This window comes from Pseudoclavibacter sp. RFBA6, assembly GCF_002931575.1.
Lineage (GTDB): Bacteria > Actinomycetota > Actinomycetes > Actinomycetales > Microbacteriaceae > Pseudoclavibacter > Pseudoclavibacter terrae.
Genome location: NZ_PSUA01000013.1, coordinates 130175 through 150698 on the forward strand (window position 1 = coordinate 130175; position 20524 = coordinate 150698).

At 68.5% G+C, this 20524-nt stretch carries 22 protein-coding genes; 2 read left to right on the plus strand and 20 right to left on the minus strand.

The genetic code is table 11. The features are described 5' to 3' along the window. Positions 1-27: 27 nt before the first annotated feature. Positions 28-966 carry an EamA family transporter RarD gene (rarD, locus tag C5C17_RS14035; RefSeq protein WP_258066221.1) on the minus strand — a complete coding sequence of 313 codons (939 nt, stop codon included), beginning with the start codon at positions 964-966 and terminating at the stop codon, positions 28-30. Between the two features lie 117 nt (positions 967-1083). Continuing rightward, a complete protein-coding gene (groES, locus tag C5C17_RS14040; RefSeq protein ID WP_068479200.1) occupies positions 1084-1377 on the minus strand; it encodes a co-chaperone GroES in 294 nt (97 codons plus the stop codon). A 138-nt stretch (positions 1378-1515) separates the two neighbouring features. Here groES and C5C17_RS14045 point away from each other — a divergent pair, with 138 nt between their 5' ends. Further along, entirely contained in the window at positions 1516-2706 is a 1191-nt protein-coding gene (locus C5C17_RS14045) for a class I SAM-dependent methyltransferase (protein WP_104254097.1), read from the plus strand. Between the two features lie 11 nt (positions 2707-2717). Here C5C17_RS14045 and C5C17_RS14050 read toward each other — a convergent pair whose 3' ends face one another. The 10 genes from C5C17_RS14050 to glmS form a co-directional block, all read right to left on the minus strand. Beyond that, positions 2718-3440 (minus strand): hypothetical protein, encoded by a 723-nt coding sequence (locus tag C5C17_RS14050; RefSeq protein WP_104254003.1) that lies wholly within the window; start codon positions 3438-3440, stop codon positions 2718-2720. 101 nt (positions 3441-3541) lie between these two features. Next, the gene (locus C5C17_RS14055) at positions 3542-4306 is read right to left on the minus strand and encodes a hypothetical protein (protein ID WP_104254004.1); all 765 of its coding nucleotides are present in this window, start codon (positions 4304-4306) and stop codon (positions 3542-3544) included. Between the two features lie 155 nt (positions 4307-4461). Next, a complete protein-coding gene (locus C5C17_RS14060) occupies positions 4462-5091 on the minus strand; it encodes a DUF4190 domain-containing protein (protein ID WP_104254005.1) in 630 nt (209 codons plus the stop codon). Between the two features lie 140 nt (positions 5092-5231). Further along, positions 5232-5768 carry a hypothetical protein gene (locus tag C5C17_RS14065; protein WP_104254006.1) on the minus strand — a complete coding sequence of 179 codons (537 nt, stop codon included), beginning with the start codon at positions 5766-5768 and terminating at the stop codon, positions 5232-5234. Continuing rightward, positions 5765-7315 (minus strand): tRNA (adenosine(37)-N6)-threonylcarbamoyltransferase complex transferase subunit TsaD, encoded by a 1551-nt coding sequence (gene tsaD / locus C5C17_RS14070; protein WP_146079188.1) that lies wholly within the window; start codon positions 7313-7315, stop codon positions 5765-5767. The genes C5C17_RS14065 and tsaD overlap by 4 nt, the downstream gene beginning before the upstream one ends. A 44-nt stretch (positions 7316-7359) precedes the next feature. After that, a complete protein-coding gene (gene tsaB, locus C5C17_RS14075; RefSeq protein WP_104254007.1) occupies positions 7360-7968 on the minus strand; it encodes a tRNA (adenosine(37)-N6)-threonylcarbamoyltransferase complex dimerization subunit type 1 TsaB in 609 nt (202 codons plus the stop codon). 10 nt (positions 7969-7978) lie between these two features. After that, on the minus strand, positions 7979-8566 hold the full coding sequence (gene tsaE / locus C5C17_RS14080; protein WP_374953921.1) for a tRNA (adenosine(37)-N6)-threonylcarbamoyltransferase complex ATPase subunit type 1 TsaE: 588 nt from the start codon (positions 8564-8566) through the stop codon (positions 7979-7981). Further along, positions 8556-10439, minus strand: a complete 1884-nt coding sequence (locus tag C5C17_RS19000; RefSeq protein ID WP_258066222.1) for an alanine racemase — start codon at positions 10437-10439, stop codon at positions 8556-8558. The genes tsaE and C5C17_RS19000 overlap by 11 nt, the downstream gene beginning before the upstream one ends. Continuing rightward, positions 10436-10810 carry a holo-ACP synthase gene (locus tag C5C17_RS14095; protein ID WP_104254008.1) on the minus strand — a complete coding sequence of 125 codons (375 nt, stop codon included), beginning with the start codon at positions 10808-10810 and terminating at the stop codon, positions 10436-10438. Before C5C17_RS14095 ends, C5C17_RS19000 begins: the two co-directional genes overlap by 4 nt. A 6-nt stretch (positions 10811-10816) precedes the next feature. Further along, the gene (gene glmS, locus C5C17_RS14100) at positions 10817-12667 is read right to left on the minus strand and encodes a glutamine--fructose-6-phosphate transaminase (isomerizing) (RefSeq protein WP_104254009.1); all 1851 of its coding nucleotides are present in this window, start codon (positions 12665-12667) and stop codon (positions 10817-10819) included. 60 nt (positions 12668-12727) lie between these two features. On the opposite strand from glmS, the gene coaA reads away from it, so the two are divergent. After that, a complete protein-coding gene (coaA, locus tag C5C17_RS14105; protein ID WP_104254010.1) occupies positions 12728-13678 on the plus strand; it encodes a type I pantothenate kinase in 951 nt (316 codons plus the stop codon). A 126-nt stretch (positions 13679-13804) separates the two neighbouring features. On the opposite strand, the gene C5C17_RS14110 is transcribed toward coaA, so the two are convergent. From C5C17_RS14110 to C5C17_RS14145, 8 genes are all read right to left on the minus strand, one after another. Next, a complete protein-coding gene (locus C5C17_RS14110; protein ID WP_104254011.1) occupies positions 13805-14941 on the minus strand; it encodes a mannitol-1-phosphate 5-dehydrogenase in 1137 nt (378 codons plus the stop codon). Beyond that, positions 14941-15375, minus strand: a complete 435-nt coding sequence (locus C5C17_RS14115) for a PTS sugar transporter subunit IIA (protein WP_104254012.1) — start codon at positions 15373-15375, stop codon at positions 14941-14943. The genes C5C17_RS14110 and C5C17_RS14115 overlap by 1 nt, the downstream gene beginning before the upstream one ends. Positions 15376-15452: 77 nt before the next feature. Continuing rightward, positions 15453-17000 (minus strand): PTS mannitol transporter subunit IICB, encoded by a 1548-nt coding sequence (locus tag C5C17_RS14120; RefSeq protein ID WP_104254013.1) that lies wholly within the window; start codon positions 16998-17000, stop codon positions 15453-15455. Positions 17001-17105: 105 nt separating this feature from the next. Next, the gene (locus C5C17_RS14125; protein WP_104254014.1) at positions 17106-17363 is read right to left on the minus strand and encodes an HPr family phosphocarrier protein; all 258 of its coding nucleotides are present in this window, start codon (positions 17361-17363) and stop codon (positions 17106-17108) included. A gap of 282 nt (positions 17364-17645) precedes the next feature. After that, positions 17646-19010: a phosphoglucosamine mutase gene (glmM, locus tag C5C17_RS14130; protein WP_104254015.1), complete on the minus strand. Its 1365-nt coding sequence runs from the start codon at positions 19008-19010 to the stop codon at positions 17646-17648. A gap of 15 nt (positions 19011-19025) precedes the next feature. After that, positions 19026-19511 carry a 30S ribosomal protein S9 gene (rpsI, locus tag C5C17_RS14135; RefSeq protein ID WP_104242637.1) on the minus strand — a complete coding sequence of 162 codons (486 nt, stop codon included), beginning with the start codon at positions 19509-19511 and terminating at the stop codon, positions 19026-19028. Between the two features lie 26 nt (positions 19512-19537). Then, positions 19538-19981, minus strand: coding sequence for a 50S ribosomal protein L13 (rplM, locus tag C5C17_RS14140; RefSeq protein WP_068479234.1), 444 nt, complete (start codon positions 19979-19981; stop codon positions 19538-19540). Positions 19982-20173: 192 nt separating this feature from the next. Further along, positions 20174-20503 carry a hypothetical protein gene (locus C5C17_RS14145; protein WP_104254016.1) on the minus strand — a complete coding sequence of 110 codons (330 nt, stop codon included), beginning with the start codon at positions 20501-20503 and terminating at the stop codon, positions 20174-20176. Positions 20504-20524 lie beyond the last annotated feature (21 nt).

Here is a 20524-nt window from a genome sequence, read left to right on the forward strand (position 1 = left end):
GACGTCCCGCTCCGCGGCCTTCGGGCCTCAGCCCCGTGTCGGCGGACCGAGCTGGTCAGCCACCGAGGGAATCTTGGCGCCAAGTCTAGCCGTCCGGACGAGGTCGACCGTGAAGAGGATGAGCGCGACCCAGACGATCGCGAACCCGATCCACCGCTCCAGCGGCATGGGCTCCGAGAACACCGCTACGGCGAGCACGAACTGGAGGATCGGCGCGATGTACTGCATCAGCCCGAGCTCGATGAGGCGAAGGCGTCGCGCCGCCGCGGCGAAGAGGAGCAGCGGCACGCTCGTCACCACCCCGGCGAAGAGGAGCACGCCCGTGTTCACCGCCGACACCGTGCCGAAGGTGATCCCGCCGCCGAACAGGACCGTCCAGACGAGACAGATCGCTCCGATGGGGAGGATCAGGGTGGTTTCGACGGCCAGCCCGCTCAGCGCATCCGCCTGCACACCGACCCGCTTCTTCACCAGCCCGTACAGCCCGAACGTCAGCGCGACGCCGAGGCCGAGCCAGGGGATGCGACCGTAGCCGAGCGAGATGACCAGGACGGCGACGAGTGACAGGCCAACCGCAACCCACTGCAGCGGGCGCAGCTTCTCGCGGAGGAAGACGAGCCCAAGCGCAACCGACACGATCGGGTTCAGGAAGTAGCCGAGCGCGGCATCGAGCGTGTGCCCCGTGGCGACGGCCTGCACGTAGAAGAGCCAGTTCGCGGAGACCAGGACCCCCGCCACGCCGAGGCCGAGCACGACCCGCTTCTTCGAGATGAGTTCCCGGAAGGGGCGCCACGCGCGCATGACGAGCACGCCGAGCAGACAGAACACGACGCTCAGGATGATGCGCCACGCGATGAGCTCGACAGGTGTCGTCGGAGCGGTCGCCACGACGTAGAGGGGCATGAACCCCCAGAGCGCGTACGCGCTGAACGCCAGCCAGAGGCCGGACCGAGGAGATTCCGTCACCTCGCGATCGTACGCCCGCGCCGACCGCCGGATGCACGAATGGCGCCCACCCGGAGGTGGACGCCATTGCGAGCCAGTCAGTCCAGAAGGACCTGGCAGTCTCTGTGGAGCTGGAGACTAGACGATCTTCGCGAGGATGTCGCGAGCCGAGAGCACGAGCAGCTCTTCGCCGCCGTACTTGACCTCGGTTCCGCCGTACTTGGAGTAGATGACCTTGTCGCCGACCACCAGGTCGAGCGGCACGCGGTTGCCGTTGTCGTCGATGCGGCCGGGGCCGACTGCAACGACTTCGCCCTCCTGGGGCTTCTCCTTGGCGGTGTCCGGAATCACAAGACCCGAAGCCGTGGTCTGCTCGGCTTCGACCTGCTTGATGACGATGCGATCCTCGAGCGGCTGAATGTTCACCGACACGGTTGACCTCTTTCTCAGCGATAGGAAGTTCAGAATTAGCACCCTCCCCATGAGAGTGCTAACTCCGAGTGTAGGGGCGATCCGGCGAGGACTGCAACGCGGCACCGTCTCCGGGCGTACGCCGGTAGCGTAGTGAACGTGCAGCGCGACGAACTCCTGGCCCTCCTCACGCCCGAGGCGATGACGCTGCTCGACGACGCGCCAGCCGTCGCGTCGTCCGCAGAGGCGCTCGCGCTCGTGACGCGACTCCGTGCCGCCGGCGGCTCACCCGCGACCGTCGCCGCCGTGGTAACGCAGGCGAAGCTGCGGCGTCGCGCGCTCGCCAAGTTCGGGCCGTTCGCCGAGCGGATGCTCTTCACCGACGCCGGCCTGCAGCAGGCGACCCGGCTGCAGGTCGCGGCCCACCATGCTGACCGGTTCCGCCAGGCGGGCGCGGTCAGCGTCGCCGACCTGGGCTGCGGCATCGGCGCCGACTCGATGGCGTTCGCCTCGCTCGGGCTCGAAGTGACGGCCTACGACCTCGACGAGGTGACGGCGGCGATCGCCGCGCACAACCTCGCACCGTTCCCCAACGCGCGGGTCGAGCACGGCCGGGCGGAGCAGGTCGACCTCGCAGATTTCGATGCCCTCTGGTTCGACCCGGCTCGGCGAACGACCAGCGGCGGAAGCACCGCTCGGCACTTCGACCCCTCGGATTGGAGCCCAGCCCTCGACTTCGTGTTCGAGGCCGGCCGCGAACGCCCGACCGGCATCAAGCTCGGTCCCGGCATCGACCACGCGTACCTGCCAGAGGATGCCGAGACGCAGTGGGTGTCATCTGGCGGCGACCTCGTCGAGGCGACGGTGTGGATGCACGACGCGGCGCGCGCGGGCATCCGCCGGTCGGCGCTGGTCATCGGCAAGCAGGGAGCGTCCGAGCTCACGAGCAGCGAGGACGTGCAGGATGCCGAGGTCGGCGAGCTCGGAACCGTGCTCTACGAGCCCGACCCGGCGATCATCCGCGCTCGCCTCATCGGCGACCTCGCGCGTTCGCTCAACGCAACGATGATCTCCGAGACCATCGCGTGGATGACGGCGGACGCCTTCGCACCCTCGCCGTTCGCGAGCGCCTTCTCGGTCCGCGAGGTGCTTCCCCTGCACGCGTCATCGCTGAAGAGCGAGCTGCGCAAGCGAGACATCGGCGTGCTCGAGATCAAGAAGCGCGGCGTCGACATCGACCCGGCAGAGTTCCGGCGCAAGCTGGCGCTCAAGGGAGCCAGCTCCGCTGTGCTGATCCTCACGAGGATCGGCGACAGGCGAGTCGCCATCCTCGCTGATCGTCTGAGCTGACGGGCAGAGCCTCAGACGGTCAGGACGACGATGAGCGTCGCGAGGGCGATCAGCACGGCCAGGCCACCGGTGACGAGCCCGACGACCGCAAGCGTGCGCCCGAGTCCCTTGGGGGCTCGGAGCCCGGCGATACCGAGCCCGACCGCTCCGAGGCCGAAGACGAGCGAGACGATGTAGGCCCACCCGGGGAGCAGGAGAAGAAGAAGCGAGAGCGCGCCGAGCGCGACAGCGATGATGCCGAGCACGGGCGCCGGCGCCTTCGGCTGCTGCCCGTAGCCCTGCCCGCCGAAGTGCTGACCGGGCTGCTGGCCGTACGGCGCCTGCTGAGCGGAACCGAACTGCCCCTGCTGCGGCGCGCCGTACTGTGGCTGGCCGTATTGTCCCTGCTGGGGCGGTGCGCCGAACTGCGACTGCCCGTACTGGTCCTGCTGAGGTGCACCGTAGGCCTGCTGCGCGGGAGCCTGCTGGGCAGACGGCGCCTGCTGCTCGTAGCCCGAGTACCCGGGCTGCTGCTGACCGTAGCCGCCGTCGCCTTGGCCATAGCCTGGCTGCTGACCGTAGCCGCCAGGCTGCTGACCGAACTGCTGCCCTCCCGGCTGCGCCTGCCCATACTGTTGGGACTGGTCGTATGGCTGCTGCCCGTAGGGCGCCTGCCCGTTCTGGGGCTGACCATTGTGGGGCTGCCCACCCTGGTGAGGCTGCTGAGGGTACTGGGGGCCGTTCGGGTCAGACATGGTGTCCTTCTCAGTCGTCGACAAGGCTGCAGGTGCTGCTCAAGCTTAGAGTGCGGGCGGAGACTTCCGCCCGCACTCCGGCCGGTTCTGTCAGCTGGTGATCAGTATCCGTATCCCGACATCTCGTTCAGGAACAGCGCAGCGCCGGCAATAAAAATGATGCCGACGATGGCCGAGATGACGATCGAGGCGATCGAGACCCAGAAACCCCAGGTGCGGATCGCTCCGGCCTGCGGTTCGCGCTTCTTCGCCATGATCGCGCAGATGAGGCCAGCGACACCGAGCGGGAGGCCGAGGTAGAACTGGCCGAGGAGTCCGAGCAGGACGCCGACTCCACCGAGCGAGAGGCCGACGATGCTGAGCGTGCGCTTCGGCGTCGCCGACTGCGTCGGGTAGCCGGGAGTCGCGTAGCCCTGCGTGGCACTGTGGCCCTGCGACTGCCCCTGCGCGGCCCCGTACGCGGGCGCCTGCCCTGCTGAGGGCGCCTGGGAGTACGGAGCGGAGCTGGGCGCGGCAGCTGGCTCACTCGGCGGCGTGTAGCTCACCGACCCGGAAGCGGCGGGCGGCGTGTACTGGCTGCCCGCGGCCGAGGGAGCCGAGTAGTCGGTGCCCGAAGATGCAGGCGGCGTGTAGTCCGTGCCCGAGGATGCAGGCGGCGTGTAGTCCGTGCCCGAAGACGAGGGAGCCGAGTAGTCGGTGCCCGAAGATGCAGGCGGCGTGTAGTCCGTGCCCGATGAGGAGGGCGCCGAGTAGTCCACGGATTCCGCGGGAGGCGTGTAGGCGGCGGGCGCCTCGTACTGGGGAGGCGTGTTCCCGTCGTCGGGAAGCTTGGGCTTGTCTCCTGGGACCTGGTTGCTGTCGCTCATTGCGGAGCTCCTTCCGGTTCACCGATCTCGCGGTGTTGTTGGCTGGTGTTCACGTGCGTGGAGCAGGCGAGGGTGCTCTTTCGGGCGTCCGTCAAACCCTAGGTTCCCAGGGTTTGACTGGGAACCGTCACACAAGGTTGGGTCGAGTGTGGACCTCAGTAGGAGCTGAGGCCGCCGAGGAGTCCGATACCGCCGAAGAAGAGCAGAGCGAGGACGATGAGGAGGAGCAGCCCGAAGACCGAGATGAAGCCGAGCACGATGGAGGTGATGGCGAGGGCGCGGCCGCGAGGCTCGCGGCGCAGCGCGATGAAACCGCACACGATGCCGGCGATGCCGACCATCCACCACACGAACTGGAGCACCGGGATCAGCGCGACCAGGAACGAGCCGCCGCTGAGGCAGAGCGCGACGATGCTGAGGGTGAGCGTGCTGGCCGCGGGTGTCCGCGGACCGGCGTACGGGGCCTGCGTGTATGGGGCCTGCGTGTACGGGGCGACCGGATAGGCGGGGTGCTGTGCGGGGATGGGGTGCCCGTCGCCGGGGTACCCCTGCCCAGGACCCGCGTACCCCTGGCCGTACCCCGCCGAACTGGTACCGCCTGCCGGGAACCGAGGATCGTAGCCTGACGAGGCGACGTCCGGGGTCGAGAACAGTGGGACGGACGCGCCGGCACCCCGCTGATCGAGCGGATCCTGGCGCACCTCCTGGGCTCGGTCTTCAGGACGTTCGTCGAGGTTCGGGGCGGGGATCCGCTCACCGGGGCCTTCTGGTGTTGACCAGGTCATGTCCGCTCCTCTCAAAGCGTCTTGGATGCTCCAACGGTACGGCCGCGGGCTTGGCGGAGCGTCATCCCCGCGGTCAGAGCGCCGTCATCCCGCAGGATGACTTCACAGCCGGCAGGACGATCCGCTGCTCTCGGCTTGCCTCAGGCGACGACGAACGCGAAGCCGACGGAGCCGACGGCGACCACCGCCGCGAGCACGAGGGCCACGATCCAACCGCGGTGCCGACGCGCGAGCACAGCCAGCAGCACGGCGACCGCGCCGATGCTCGCACCGATGTACAGGGGCCAGAGCGGAGACGGCGTCACCGCGACCGAGAGCGCAGCTGCGAGGATCCCGCCCGTGAGCGAGAGCAGCACGGAGGCGACGAGCGCGATCCGGCTCAGGCCCAGACCTGCGGGCTCTGACGTCTGCGGCCTGGGGGCGGATGCCGACGCGGTCGCGTTGGCCTGGACATGCGCGACGGCCGGGTCGACCTCGATCCGCCGAGCGCGCGCGGCAGGCGCAGCGACCGCGGGGGTGTCGACGTCTGCGTCCTCCGACGGGCGACCGTCTGCGGTCGTCCGCGGGGTGAGCGCCGAGTAGGCGGCGTTGCTGGTGTCCTCGACCGGCGTGCGGTCGATCGGCGGCAGCTCCACCGGCTTTCGCGGCGGCAGCTTCGGCTGCTCAGGTGTCGTCACGCGATTCCCCCTCCTGCTGAATCCCCCACTGCTGACCCCACCTGCACCCCGCGGGACGTCGCCACGGGCAGGGTCGAATCCGCGGCGAAGTCGAGCCGCGCCGGCGGCTTGCCGGCGGCGAAGAGCATCGCACCGACCGCGGCGATCATCGCCCCGTTGTCCGTGCAGAGCCGGAGGGGCGGGATGCGCAGCTCGATCCCCGCTGCCGCGCAGCGCTCCACGGCCAGCTCGCGCACACGCGCGTTGGCAGCCACTCCCCCGCCGAGGACAAGACGGGGCACGCCGAGCTCGGTGCAGGCGGCGACCGCCTTGGCGGTGAGCACATCGGCGACCGCCTCACGGAAGCTCGCGGCGACGTCGGCGACCGGCACGGGCTCGCCTGCATCCTCCCGTGCCTCCACCCACCGGGCGACGGCGGTCTTGAGGCCCGAGAACGAGAAGTCGTAGCGATGCCTCTCGAGGTCCTTCGGCTTGGTCAGCCCCCGCGGGAAACGGATCGCCCTCGGGTCACCGCTGGCGGCAGCCTTGTCGATTTCCGGACCGCCCGGGTAGGGCAGGCGGAGCAGGCGCGCGACCTTGTCGAACGCCTCACCCGCCGCGTCGTCGATCGTCTCACCGAGCAGCTCGACGTCATCGACGAGGTCGCGAACGTGCAGGAGCGAGGTGTGCCCGCCAGAGACGAGCAGCGCGACGGCGGGCAGCTCGAGCTGGCCGACATCGTCGCGGAGCACGTCGGCCGCGACATGGCCGACGAGGTGGTTCACCGCGTAGAGCGGGATGCCCGTGGCGACGTGCAGCGCCTTGGCCGCCGCCGTCCCGACCATGAGCGCCCCCGCGAGGCCGGGCCCCTGCGTCACGGCGATGGCATCCAGTTCGTCGAGCGCCACCCCCGCTGTCTCGAGGGCCGCAGCGATCGTCGGCACGATGGCGTCTGCGTGGGCGCGTGCCGCGATCTCCGGCACGACGCCACCGAAGATGGCGTGCTCGTCCATGGACGAAGCCACCTCGTTGGCAAGCAGTTCGCGACCGCGGACGATGCCGACGCCCGTCTCGTCGCACGACGACTCGATGCCGAGCACAAGCGGCTCCCGTCGCGAACCCGCCGCGACGCGCGTCTCCGCAGACACCCGAACCGCTGGAAGCTGGCCGCGCATCACGATCGCATCCACACCCTCTCTTGGGTAGTACTTCGGCCTCCGGCCGATCTCCTCGAAGCCGAGCCCCGAGTACAGGGACCTGGCCGCCTCACCGTTCTCCCGCACCTCGAGGAACACCTGCTTCGCGCCGCGCCCCTCGGCCCAGGCGAACAGCTCCGCCAGCATTCGCGTCGCCCACCCGCCGCGCCGCAGACGCTCGTCCACGGCGATCGTCTGCACATCCGCCTCCCCACCACCCTGCAGGGCCATGACCCCCGCAGCCGCGAGGATCTCGCCCGAAGCCGCGTCCTCGACGACGACATACCTCGTGTGCTGGCTCTTGACCTCGCCAGCGAGCATGGACGGCGACCACGGGTCCAGCGGGAACGCCGCCTCGTCGAGCCTCACCATGGCAGGAATGTCGTCGTTGGATGCCTCGCGAAGTGCGACCCGCATCATCCGGTCACCCGCTTCGGACCGTTCGATGGAACGGCGTCGGCGCCACGCAGGTAGACGATCGAGTTCAGCTCGGCCTCGAGGCCCTGCGCCTCGCGATCGAGCCACGCGAGGGCGAGGTGAGCGGCCGAGATCGTGCGCGTGTCGAAGTGGTGCGCGGCACCGGGAACGGCGTCGGGCCTGTGCAGCTCGCACGAGCTCGCCACGAGGAGGCCCCGCTCGTAGCGGGAGCAGGCGAGCTCACCGCGCCGTGCATCCGTCGACACGAGGAGGTCGCCGTTCGCCTCGGGATGCGCGGCACGCCACTCATGGGCCGCCGCATCGTGGCTTGGCATCGGGATGAAGCGCGCCCCGCGAGCGAACGCGAACGTGCGTGCCGCGGCGACACCCACACGGAGTCCCGTGAACGGGCCGGGGCCCATCCCCCCGATCACCTGCGTGATGTGCTGGGGCGAGAGCCCCGCCTCGGCGAGCACCGTCTCGATGGCGTCGCCGACCGCCTCGGCGTGGTGACGGGTGTCGGCGCTGCGAAGCTCACCGAGCACGCGACCGTGCGGGGTGACGATCGCGACATCCGTGCCCGCTGACGTGTCGATCGCTAAGAGCATGTGATCGATTCTACGCGGCGGGCGCGCCGAACTCGGTGCGCAGCGCGCTCCCGAGCGACTCACCGACGGGTCGGTCCCATGCCCCGTGGACGCCCAGGGTCAGCCGGCGCGGGTCGAGCGGCTCGTCGTCCGCGTCATCGTCGGGAGGCCCCTCCGAACGAGGCCGTTCGGCCGCAGGTGCCGCTGGGAACGACGCCGTCGAACGGTCGATGGTGATCTCCAGCCAGCGATCGGTCACCAGCGGCACCGCATCCCGCCCCCACTCGACGACGGTCACGCTCGCAGCCAGATCGAGACCGAGGTCGTCGAGCTCAGCAGGGTGGCCGAGGCGGTAGGCGTCGACGTGGACGAGGTCGGGCCCGCCCGCGAGCGATGGATGGGTGCGCGCGAGCACGAACGTCGGACTCGTGACCGGCCCGCGGACGCCGAGTGCTGCGCCGAGTCCGCGAGCGAACGTCGTCTTGCCTGCGCCCAGTGGGCCGGTGAGCACCAGCACGTCGCCTGCCACCAGCTGACCGCCGACGATCTCGCCAGCCCGAACCATGTCATCAGCCGTGGCGAGGCCGACGATGGCGCTCACGCTCGTGTCATCTTCCAACTGCTTCCACCTTCCCGTCCCCCTGGACTGCTCGCCGCACGACGCGGGTGCCCAGCGCCGCCACGAAGGCCCGGGGTTCGACGCCGGACCATGCGGCCCACTCGTCGAGGTGGATGTCCTGAGGGCCCGAACCGAAGACGGAGATGGGCATGCCGATCCACGCCTCCTGATCCTGGAGGTCGACGACCACCTGGTCCATGGCAACTCGTCCGACGATCGGCCTCCTCCTGCCACCGACGACGACCTCGGCGCGGCCTGCGACGCGGCGGGGAATGGCGTCGGCGTAACCGAGCGGGACAAGACCCAGGATCGTGGATTCCTCGGCCACCCAGTCGTAGCCGTAGGAGACGCCATGCCCGGCTGCGACGCGCTTGACGTGCACCAGTTCGCTCGCGAGGGAGACCGCCGCGTGCGCTCCCGGCCCGTCGAACCCGTAGACCGCGCGGGTGCCGGCGTCCCTCGTGCGCTCGTGGTCGACGAGCGTGCTGCTTCGTGCCGCCGCCCCCACGTGCGCGAGCTCCGTCGAGGTCGCGACGAGCGGGAGGAGGCCGTGTTCGAGGGTCAGATCGGCGACGAGTCGCGCACCGAGACCGTAGGCATCCGCCGAGACGTCGACGCTGAACATCCGAGCCGCCTGACGCGCCCCCGCCCCCTCGGCGAGCGCCTCCGAGAGGCCGCGCGCTCGCTCGCTCATGCGGGTGCGCAGTAGCTCGACGTCGACCGTGAGCTCCCGCCGTGGCGCGAGACCGTCCGTCCGGACTGGGATGCCCGCACCCCCTGCCGACGTCGCCCCTCCCAGTGAGGAAGGACGTCGCGGGATGCGCGCACTGAGCCGCGTGACGACCTCGTAGTTGATGGTGCCCGCCGCCGCCGCCCAGTCGTCGGCGCTCGTAGAGCGATCCGCGTCGATGACCAGCAAGCGCCGCTCCTCGTCACGCTCGGCTGGGTTCTCGGAGGCGGCGACGTCAGCGTCGACCGGCTCGATGCGCAGCTCCAGGGCATCCACAGATACCAGGCGCCAGTCGACGCCGGCATCGTCGGTGAAGAGCAGCGAACCCGGTGCAACCGGCGGCAGCCCGACGGCGTGCCCGACGTCGACCCGATACCCCCGCTGGTCTTCACGGATGGGAGCGCTCAGCGCGAGCGCCGGCCGCAGGGCGACGGGACAGTCGGCGCCCGCGGAGAACGGCGAGAGCCCGTACAGAGAGACGCCCAGTCGCACGAGATCCAAGCGCGCCTCCGGCAACGTCATCGAGCCCGCCGTCGCGGCAAGATGCCGGACGGAGGGCGTCAGCCCGCAGCGTCCAGCGAGCGCAAGCGCGCGCTCGAACGAGGTGAGCTGGGCGGCGTCCGCCTCATGGCCCGCCCCCGCGAGGTGGCTGAACAGCCCGTCGAGCCGGATGATGCCCCGCCGCTCGAGCTCGGCCGCCTTCGTGAACGCGGCTTCCCACTCGAGCGCACTGATGCCGTTGCGCCCAAGGCCGGTGTCGAGCTTGAGATGCACCACCACGGAGCGATCCGAATGCTCGAGGCGACCAAGGCCGATATCCAGGAGTTCAAGCTGCGCGAGCGACGAGATGCCCAGCTCGATCTCGGCGCCGAGCGCCGCGAGCCAATCGGTGCGTGCCCCGTGCATCCAAGCGAGGATGGGCGCCGTGATGCCGGCCGCTCGGAGCGCGAACGCCTCGGCGAGGTCGACGACGCCGAGGCGCTCGGCTCCGCCCTCGAGCGCGGCCCGCGCGACGTCGGATGCCCCGTGCCCGTAGGCATTCGCCTTGACGACGGCGAGCAGGGGCGTGCCGGTGAGCTCGGCGACCGCGCGCACGTTCGCCCGGATGGCATCGAGGTCGACGTCGATACGAGGGCCGGTCACGCGCCGACTCCGGCGCCAGCAGCCCGCTCGGCGATGACGAACGCCGTCGCAGTCGTGCGCTCGTGGGTGAGCGAGAGATGCAGGTGGTCGACACCAACGGCGTCGAGGTGCGCACGGAGCGCGGGAGTCACCGCGAATTCCGGGCGACCCGCGGGGCCGCTCTCCACCTCGAAATCGAGGAAGCTGAGCGACCCGATCCCGCCGAGCGCCTTCACCGCCGCCTCGCGAGCCGCGAACCGTGCACCGAGGGACGCCACAGACCGCTGCCGTTCAGCGGGAGTGAACAGGCGTTCACGCAGGCGCGGCGCCCGCTGGAGGGCCCGCGCGAACCGCGCGAGCTCCACAGTGTCCACTCCGATACCGACGATCACGCTCGACTACTCGACGGTGACGGACTTCGCCAGGTTGCGAGGCTGGTCGACGTCGAGGCCCTTCGCCGTCGCCAGCTCGATCGCGAAGATCTGCAGCGGCACGACTGCGAGGAGCGGCTCGAAGAAGGGCTCGGTCGGCGGAACCGCGATGACCTCGTCGGCGTACGGCAGCACGGCCGCGTCACCGACCTCGCAGATCGCGAGCACCCGGGCACCGCGTGCGCGGATCTCCTGGATGTTCGAGACGATCTTCGGGTGCAGCGTGTCGTCGTGGCGAGGGCTCGGCACGATGACGAAGACGGGCTGTCCAGGTTCGATGAGCGCGATCGGGCCGTGCTTGAGCTCGCCCGCCGCGAAGCCCTCCGCGTGGATGTACGCGATCTCCTTGAGCTTCAGCGCGCCCTCGAGAGCGATGGGGTAGCCAACGTTGCGGCCCAGGTACAGCACCGAGCGGGTGTCGGCCATCCAGTTCGCGAGCTCGTGGATGCGCTCCCGGACGCCGAGGACGGTGCGCACCTTCTCTGGGATCGTCTGAAATTCCGTGAGGAGCTCCTCGCGGCGCTCGTCGGTCATCGTGCCGCGCACGGTGGCCGTGTAGATGCCGAGCAGGTAGAGCGCGGTGATCTGGGCGAGGAACGCCTTCGTCGATGCGACGGCGACCTCGGGTCCCGCGTGCGTGTAGACGACCGCGTCGGACTCGCGTGGGATCGTCGCACCCTGCGTGTTGCAGATCGAGAGCGTCTTCGCGCCTCGGGACATGGCGTAGCGGACCGCCATGAGGGTATCCATCGTCTCGCCAGACTGGCTCATCGAGACGATGAGCGTGCGGGAGTCGAGGACGGGGTCGCGGTAGCGGAACTCGTGGGCGAGCTCGACCTGCACGGGCACGCGGGCCCACTTCTCCATGGCGTACGCGCCGACCTGCGCCGAGTATGCGGCCGTTCCGCAGGCGACGATGATGATGCGGTGGATGTCGTTGAAGAAGTCGTCCCCGAGCGCGTCGAGGTCTGGCATTGCGACACGCCCCTCGACGATGCGACCGCGCAGCGTGTTCGCAACGGCTTCCGGGTCCTCGTCGATCTCCTTGGCCATGAAGCTCGGCCAGCCGCCCTTCTCGGCGGCTGACGCGTCCCACGACACCTCGAAGGCCTCTGCCGTGGCGGGCTCGCCGTCGAACGTCGTGATCTCGACCGAGTCCGGACGCACGAGCACGATCTGCTCCTGACCCACGGCCAGCGCACGCGGCGTGTACTCGACGAACGCGGCGACGTCGGAGCCGAGGAAGTTCTCTCCATCGCCGAGGCCGATGACCAGCGGCGAGTTGAGACGCGCGCCGACGACGAGTCCGGGCTCGTTCGCGTGCACCGCGAGAAGCGTGAACGCCCCGTCGAGGCGCCGGACCACGGCGCGGAAGGCCTGCTCGAGGCTGCCGACCTCGCGGTAGACGTGGCCGATCATGACGGCTGCGACCTCGGTGTCCGTCTCCGACTTGAACGTGTAGCCCAGCTCGACGAGCTCAGCCTTGAGCTCGGCGAAGTTCTCGATGATCCCGTTGTGGATGACAGCCAGCTTGCCGTCATCGGCGAGGTGCGGATGCGCGTTCGCGTCCGTCGGACCGCCGTGCGTCGCCCACCTGGTGTGGCCGATACCCGTGTGGCCATCGGAAAGCGGGTGGCGCTCGAGGTCCTCGCGCAGCACCTTCAGCTTGCCCGCGCGCTTGCGGGTCTCGATCTGCCCCTCGTCATCGATGACCGCGACACCCGCGGAGTCGTACCCCCGGTACTCGAGTCTTGCGAGGCCGCCCATCAGGATGTCAAGGCTCTCTCGTGGACCAACGTAACCAACAATTCCGCACATAGGGGCCATCTTAGGGGCACCGCTCATGCGGGGCCGGACACCGCACTAGACTCGCGTTCTATGTCCGCAACTGGTCAGATTCCGCGCAGCGGAGGAGACTCGCCCTTCGTCGAGATCCTCCGCCAGGACTGGGCCGACCTGGCACCATCGACCCCGATGACGCTCGACGAATCCGACCTCATCCGCCTCCGAGGCCTCGGGGATCACCTCGATCTGGACGAGGTTCGGGACGTCTACGTGCCGCTGTCCCGCCTCATCAACCTCTACGTCTCGAACGCCCGCTCTCTGCACCGCGCGACCAGCGGTTTCCTCGGCGAGCGCAGCGCATCCACGCCGTTCGTCATCGGCGTCGCCGGGTCGGTGGCCGTCGGGAAGTCGACGGTGTCGCGCCTCCTCAGGGAGTTGCTGCGCCGCTGGGAGGACACGCCTCGCGTGGAGCTGGTCACCACGGATGGCTTCCTCTACCCGAACGCGGAGCTCGAGCGCCGCGGCCTCATGGAACGCAAGGGCTTCCCGGAGTCGTACGACCAGCGGGCGCTGCTGCGGTTCATCACGAAAGTGAAGAGCGGCGCAGCGGAGGCCCGCGCGCCGTTCTACTCGCACCTCAGCTACGACATCGTCCCCGACGCCGAGATCGTCGTGAACCAACCGGATGTCCTCATCGTCGAGGGCCTCAACGTGCTCCAGCCCCCTCGTGCTCATTCGCTCGCCGTGAGCGACATGTTCGACTTCTCCATCTACGTCGACGCGCGCTCTGAGGACATCGCCCGGTGGTACGAGCAGCGTTTCCTGTCGTTGCAGCGCGGCGCGTTCACGAATCCGAGGTCGTACTTCCGGCGCTTCGCCGACCTCAGCACCGATGAGGCCCTCGAGCACGCCCGCAGCATCTGGTCGCGCATCAACGGCCCGAACCTGCGCGAGAACGTCATGCCGACCCGCTCCCGCGCGCAACTGGTGCTTCGCAAGGCGAGCGACCACACCGTGCGCAGCGTCCTCCTCCGCAAGGTCTGAGCCCGGCGCCTCGTTCTCGAGCCCAGGGGCGCCTGGTCGCAGTCTGGGGATGGCTGGGCGATGGGACAGCGCGAAGCCCCTCCCGAGCGAACTCGGAAGGGGCTTCGTGACTGCGTGGTGCGGACGCTAGGCGGTGCGTGCCGCCTGCGCCTGCTCGACCTCTGCGACCACCGCCGCGAAGAGCGCGCCGCCGTCGAGGCCGGTGACCTCGCGGGTGAACGTCTCCGCGTCGAGCGTGGCGAGCTTCTGCTGCAGCTCGACGCTCTCCTGGTCGGCTTCGAAGTCGAACCGCAGAGCCGCCCCGATCGCGCGAACGAGCGCGTCGTACGACAGCCCCGCCGCGGCAGCCTCAGACGCCGGGCGCACGAAGCGCTCCTTCGCCGAGAGCTTGCGCAGCGGCTGACGGCCGACGCGAGCGGGCTGGTCGGGCAGATCACGGTTCGCGAACCTCGAGAGCGTCGTCGCGACGTACTCGGCGTGGTCGCCCTCCGAGAACCCGAACTGCGAGACGAGCACTCGGCTCGTCTCGCCCAGCACCGCTTCGACCTCTGCCGCGACCGCGGGAAGCGCGAGCGCATCCTGCATGTTCGTGGCGCCCGCGACGAAGCCGTGGTAGGCGATCGTCGCGTGACCCGTGTTCACCGTGAAGAGCTTGCGCTCGATGTACGGCTCGAGGTCGTCCACGAAGTGCGCGGCCGGGATTCTCGGCTCGGCACCGTCGAACGGCGTCCGGTCGATCGTCCACTCGAAGAAGTCCTCGACGGTGACATCGACCCCCTCGACAGCCTGCTCGGGAACGATGCGGTCGACCGCCGTGTTGGCGAAGACGGCTCGGTCGGCCAGCTCCTCGGCGCCGTCGAGGACAAGCCCCTTGAGCGTGTCGGATGCGCCGATCGCGTTCTCGCACGCCATGACGGCGAGCTTCGGCGCGTCGGCCGGGCGGGCTGCGAGGCCCTTGCGGATGACGGGCGCGATGAAGCGGAGCACGTTCGGACCGACGGCGCACGTGACGACGTCGGCCGTCGCGATCTCCTGCACGACCTCGTCCTCGTGCGTGGCCGAGTTGATCGCCCGGAAGCGGTCGACGACGTGGCTCTTGGCGGACGGACCGACTTCGTGCACCGTGTAGGTGTCGACCGCCTGGAGCGCCCCGATGAGGTCGGCGTTGACGTCGGCGTAGACGACCTCGTACCCGGCTTCATGCAGGACGAGCCCGATGAAGCCGCGCCCGATGTTGCCGGCACCGATGTGGACTGCCTTCATTACTCGTTCACGTCCCCGAGGAGCCGTGCGAGCTCTTCCGGCGTCTCCGCCTTCAGGAGGGCGTCCACGTTGTCCTCGTCGCTGAAGACGATCGCGACGCTGGAGAGGATCTCGAGGTGGCCGCCGTCCTTGCCTGCGATGCCGATGACGAAACGGGTCTCGTTTCCGCCCCAGTCGATGGGCTCGTCGTAGCGGATCACGGACAGGGCGGAACCGAGGATCGAGTCCTTGGCCTCGTTCGTGCCGTGCGGGATCGCGAGGTAGTTGCCCATGAACGTCGAGACGCTCTGCTCGCGATCGTGCATCGCCTGGATGTAGTCCTGCGTCACGGCACCGGCTGCGACGAGCAGCTCACCCGCTTCCGTGATGGCTTCCTCGCGCGTTCGTGCGGTTCCGCCGAGACGAATGCTGTCGAGGCTCAGTACTTCTGCCATTTTTTCGGTTCCTTTCGATAGGAGGCCCCGAGCTGGAGTGTTCCAGCTCGGGGCCGAGGGTCAATCGATGGCGTGGCTCACTGGTTGGCGAGCCTTGCCACGACCTCGTCATACCTGGGGCTGTTCATGAAGTTTTCCACGGACACGTGGATCGCGTCTGGGGACTTCTGCTTCGCCCGGTCCGTGAGGTCCTGGTGCGTGACGATGAGGTCCGGAGTTGCGTCGAGGTTCGCGATCGAGACGTTCTTCACGTTGATCCCCTCGATTCCGGCCTTCTTGATCTTGTTCCTGAGCACGGATGCGCCCATGGCGCTCGAGCCCATGCCGGCATCGCACGCGAAGACGACATTGGTGATCACCCTGGTGTCGACCGCGTCACCACCGGCCTGCGTGGCCAGACCAGACAGCGCGTCGGACTTCTTGCCCTTGTTCGCCTCGGTCTGCGCGACAGCATCCGCGAAGCTGTTGCCCCCGGCAGCTTCTGCGGCCAGGTCCTTCTTGCGCGAGCTCAGCAGGATGGCAGCCGCGATCGCGAAGGTGACTCCAGCCGAGAACACGACCGACAGGATGACGCCGAGGTGGCTCCCCTGCGCCGTCATGATCATGATCGCGAAGATCGACCCGGGAGAAGCCGGAGCGACGAGACCCGAGTCGAAGATGACGTTCGTGAGGACGCCGGTCGCGCCACCGCCGATGACCGCGAGGATCAGAGCGGGCTTCGCGAGCACGTACGGGAAGTAGATCTCGTGGATGCCACCGAGGAACTGGATGATGACCGCGCCAGGTGCACTCGCGCGTGCAACCCCGACACCGAAGAAGCAGAACGCGAGGAGGAGTCCCAGACCGGGGCCGGGGTTCGCCTCGAGCAGGAACAGGATGCTCTTGCCCGCCTCTTCCGACTGTGCGACTCCCAGGGGCGTGAGGACTCCCTGGTTGATCGCGTTGTTGAGGAACAGGATCTTCGCGGGCTCGATGAGGATGCTCGCGAGCGGCAGCAGCCCGGCGTTGACGAGTGCGTCGACTCCCTCGCCGAGGCGTTCGGTGAGCCACGTGATGACCGGAGCGATCGCGAAGAACCCGGCGAGAGCCAGAAGCATCGCGAGGATGCCGGCCGAGAAGTTGTTGACGAGCATCTCGAAGCCGGCGCGAATCTTGCCGTCCCAGATGCTGTCGACCTTCTTCATGATCCATGCCGCGAGCGGGCCCATGATCATGGCACCGATGAACATCGGGATTCCCGCGCCGACGATGACACCCATCGTCGCGATCGCGCCGACGACGCCACCACGCGTGTCGTAGACCATCTTGCCGCCCTGGTAGGCGATGAGGAGGGGCAGCAGGTAGGTGATCATCGGGCCGACGAGGCCGGGGAAGGCCGTGCCCTCTGGGTTCTCGTCGCTGATGGTGCCCGGGTCGATCGCCCAGCCACCCAGGGTGCCCCAGAGCTGGCCGTTGCCGGGGAACAGCTCGTTCAGCCAGCCCGTCTCGATGAAGAGCGTGGTGATGAGGCCCCAGGCGATGAACGCCGGGATGTTCGGCATGACCATGCCGGAGAGGAACGCACCGAACTTCTGGACGCCGACCCGGGCGCCCTTGCGTTCGGTCGTTGTGGCTTCTGCAGTCATTGTTGCTCCAAGCAGTCCCCATGCGCGGGGATCGGAGGGGAGAAGTCAGTGCGACTGTTCCCGGATTTCAAGAATTGGCCGAGTGGCCGGAGCGCGCGCGGCGGCTCAAGCGTCGTGGTTGGTCTCCAGGAGAGCCACGAGCTGGTCGGCGACGGCTTCGTCACCATCGACGGAGAGGGTGATCTCGTCACCCTTGGAGACGCCAAGCGAGAGGACACCGAGGATGCTGGCCGCGTTGACGCTCTTGTCGCCCTTCGCGATCGTCACCGGGACGCCGGCCTCGGTCGCTGCCTGCACGAAGAGCGCTGCGGGACGTGCGTGAAGGCCGTGTTCCGAGGCGACGGTGATCTTGCGTTCGATCATGGAGAGCTCCTTACGATTGGCGGGATTTCCGCGTGTTGAGCTTATCCACGCGCGAAGCCCGAGATGCGAGATTGTCACCAAAACTTTGCCTCGGGCTTTGTTTTGTTCGCACACCGAGGTGGGCTCCCCTCGCGGAGGGCTCACTGAGGGTGCCAGGGGCAAGGCTGGAGATTCAAGTGGAATCCCGCAGAACGAGAACGGGGTTCCGCTGCACCGTGTCTCGGTGCAGTGGAACCCCGTTCTTGACTGATGTCCGCGGGTAGCGTGCCTCGCGAGCCCGGCTCAGAGGGCCAGGCGTTCGCGGACGACGGCGGCAAGCGCCTCTGCATGACGTTGCGCGGTCTCCTGCTCCCCGGCTTCGATCATGACGCGCACGAGCGGCTCGGTTCCGGACGGGCGCAGCAGCACCCGTCCCGTCTCGCCGAGCTCGCTGGCGACCTGGGCGACCGCGGCCTGCAGCGGTTCGTCGGTGGCGCAGTCTTCTTTCCTCACCCCTGGCACGTTGATGAGCACCTGCGGGTAGACGCGCATCACGGATGCGAGTTCGGCGAGGGTCTTGCCCGTGCGCCGCATCTCCGCCGCGATGTGGAGTCCGGTGAGAATTCCGTCGCCGGTCGTCGCGTAGTCGGTGAGGATCACGTGCCCCGACTGCTCTCCGCCGAGGGCCAGGCCCCGCTCGTTGAGCTCTTCTAGCACGTACCGGTCGCCGACCTTCGTCTCGATCATGCGGATGCCCGCTTCTCGCATCGCGATCTTGAGGCCGAGGTTCGACATGACGGTCGCCACGAGCGTGTCCTCACGCAGGGCGCCGCGTCGCCGCATCGAGACGGCCAGGATCGCCATGATCTGGTCGCCGTCGACGACGTTCCCGTCAGCGTCGATGGCGAGGCAGCGGTCGGCGTCGCCGTCGTGGGCGATGCCGAGGTCTGCCCCGAGCTCGGTCACGGTGCGCGCCAGCTCACCGAGGTGGGTCGACCCGACGCCCTCGTTGATGTTGAGGCCGTTGGGCGCGTTGCCGATGACCGTCACCTGCGCGCCAGCATCGGTGAAGACCTCGGGAGAGACCCCCGCGGCCGCACCGTGGGCGCAGTCGAGCACGACATGCAGTCCCCGCAGCGGCGAAGTGCCGTCCTCGCGGAGCGGCAGGCTGCGCAGCAGGTGGAGCGCGTAGCGGTCCTCCGCGTCGGCGAACCGCTCGATGCTCCCGACACCAGCACCAGTCGGCGTGAGCTTCTCTCGGCCGAGCAGCGCCTCGATCTGATTCTCCAGGTCGTCGGCCAGCTTGCGTCCGCCGCGCGCGAAGAACTTGATCCCGTTGTCGGGCGCAGGGTTGTGCGACGCGGAGATCATGACGCCGAAGTCGGCGCCGATCTCCGCTGTCAGGAATGCGGCGGCAGGCGTGGGGATGACTCCGGCGTCGAGCACGTCGACCCCGGAGGAGGCGAGCCCAGCCGCGACGGCAGCTGAGATGAATTCGCCTGAGACCCGCGGATCGCGGGCCAAAACAGCACGAGGCCGCCGCCCGTGCTCGCGAGCAGATGTCGCGAGCACGATGGCAGCGGCCTGGGCGAGGCTGAGGGCGAGCTCGACCGTGAGGTGGTCGTTCGCAAGCCCACGAACCCCGTCCGTTCCGAAAAGCCTAGGCATTCGAAATGTCTGGACTTAGCGCTTCGAGTACTGAGGCGCCTTACGGGCCTTCTTGAGTCCGGCCTTCTTGCGCTCCTTGACGCGAGCGTCACGAGAGAGGAAGCCGGCCTTCTTGAGCTCCGGGCGGTTGTTCTCGCGGTCGATCTCGTTCAGAGCGCGCGCGATGCCGAGGCGAAGGGCGCCGGCCTGACCGGAAGGTCCGCCACCCGAGATGCGCGCGATGACGTCGTACGCGCCACCGAGGCTCAGGATCGTGAACGGGTCGTTGATCAGCTGCTGGTGCAGCTTGTTCGGGAAGTAGTCGGCGATGTCGCGGTCGTTGACCGTGATGGTGCCGGTTCCCGGGATGAGGCGCACGCGGGCGATTGCCTGCTTGCGGCGACCGACAGCCGCACCGGGAACGGTGAGCGCCGGACGAGGAGCCTGAACGGCCGCCTCTGCCTCTGGGGTTTCGGTCGAGTAGCTCTGCGGCTGCTCGATGGACTCTGCAATGGTTGCCACTGTGTTCTCTTTCCTAGCTCGGGCCGCTACTGGGCAACCTGGTCGAAGACGTACGGCTTCGGCTGCTGGGCTGCGTGCGGGTGCTCAGCACCTGCGTAGACCTTGAGCTTCTTGAGCTGGTCGCGTCCGAGCGTGTTCTTGGGGAGCATGCCGCGGATCGCCTTCTCGACGGCGCGCGTTGGGTGCTTCTCGAGCATCTCCGTGTAGGAGGTCGCCGTGAGGCCGCCCGGGTAGCCCGAGTGGCGGTAGGCGAGCTTCTTCTGGAGCTTGGAGCCCGTCAGCGCGACCTTCTCAGCGTTGATGACGATGACGAAGTCGCCCATGTCAACGTGCTGAGCGAAGGTTGCCTTGTGCTTGCCGCGGAGCAGTGCTGCCGCGTGGGTTGCGAGACGGCCGAGAACGACATCAGTCGCGTCGATGACCACCCAGTCATGGGTGATGTCACCGCCCTTTGGTGTGTACGTGCGCATGAATGTGCACCTTTCGTCGAAATGAGGAGGTCGTGAATCCCGCTCTGTCGTGATGGTTGCGGATGAGGTGCCGGGAACCGTGTCCCAGGGACGCTCAGCCGCGAACGTCACAGTCGAGGGCTCAACTTCGAAGCCGACACCGGAGTGCAGACAACTTGAGTAGCTTACGTCAGCGAACGTCCGATGGCAATCTCATGCGGGCACATGCGCGAGGCGGCGCGCGCGGATCGTCCGGAACCTCGCCGCCGCGCCGAACACGCCGACGATCAGCATGGTCCCGACTCCCCCGGCGATCAGGGATGCAGCGAAGAGGAAGGATCCGAGGAAGAAGTCGGGGTCGGTCGGGTCGAGCGAGGGAATCGCCATGCTCACGATGCCGTATGCGGAGACGCTGATGCCGACTCCGAGCGCGGTCCAGGCCCCGGCCGCAGTGGCCCTGGGCCAGAGCTTCGAGGTCAGGCTCAGCAGGATGAAGACGGCGACGGGCAGAGCCAGCGCCGCGTAGCTGATGAGATCGACCATGCATCCAGTCTGAACGCTCGC

Coding starts and splice junctions, on each gene's coding strand:
- C5C17_RS14050 (WP_104254003.1), bottom strand. CDS start 3,440: ATGTCTGACCCGAACGGCCCCCAGTACCCTCAGCAGCCTCACCAGGGT.
- C5C17_RS14055 (WP_104254004.1), bottom strand. CDS start 4,306: ATGAGCGACAGCAACCAGGTCCCAGGAGACAAGCCCAAGCTTCCCGAC.
- C5C17_RS14060 (WP_104254005.1), bottom strand. CDS start 5,091: ATGACCTGGTCAACACCAGAAGGCCCCGGTGAGCGGATCCCCGCCCCG.
- tsaD (WP_146079188.1), bottom strand. CDS start 7,315: ATGGTGAGGCTCGACGAGGCGGCGTTCCCGCTGGACCCGTGGTCGCCG.
- tsaB (WP_104254007.1), bottom strand. CDS start 7,968: ATGCTCTTAGCGATCGACACGTCAGCGGGCACGGATGTCGCGATCGTC.
- glmS (WP_104254009.1), bottom strand. CDS start 12,667: ATGTGCGGAATTGTTGGTTACGTTGGTCCACGAGAGAGCCTTGACATC.
- coaA (WP_104254010.1), top strand. CDS start 12,728: ATGTCCGCAACTGGTCAGATTCCGCGCAGCGGAGGAGACTCGCCCTTC.
- C5C17_RS14110 (WP_104254011.1), bottom strand. CDS start 14,941: ATGAAGGCAGTCCACATCGGTGCCGGCAACATCGGGCGCGGCTTCATC.
- C5C17_RS14115 (WP_104254012.1), bottom strand. CDS start 15,375: ATGGCAGAAGTACTGAGCCTCGACAGCATTCGTCTCGGCGGAACCGCA.
- C5C17_RS14120 (WP_104254013.1), bottom strand. CDS start 17,000: ATGACTGCAGAAGCCACAACGACCGAACGCAAGGGCGCCCGGGTCGGC.
- C5C17_RS14125 (WP_104254014.1), bottom strand. CDS start 17,363: ATGATCGAACGCAAGATCACCGTCGCCTCGGAACACGGCCTTCACGCA.
- glmM (WP_104254015.1), bottom strand. CDS start 19,010: ATGCCTAGGCTTTTCGGAACGGACGGGGTTCGTGGGCTTGCGAACGAC.
- rplM (WP_068479234.1), bottom strand. CDS start 19,981: ATGCGCACGTACACACCAAAGGGCGGTGACATCACCCATGACTGGGTG.
- C5C17_RS14145 (WP_104254016.1), bottom strand. CDS start 20,503: ATGGTCGATCTCATCAGCTACGCGGCGCTGGCTCTGCCCGTCGCCGTC.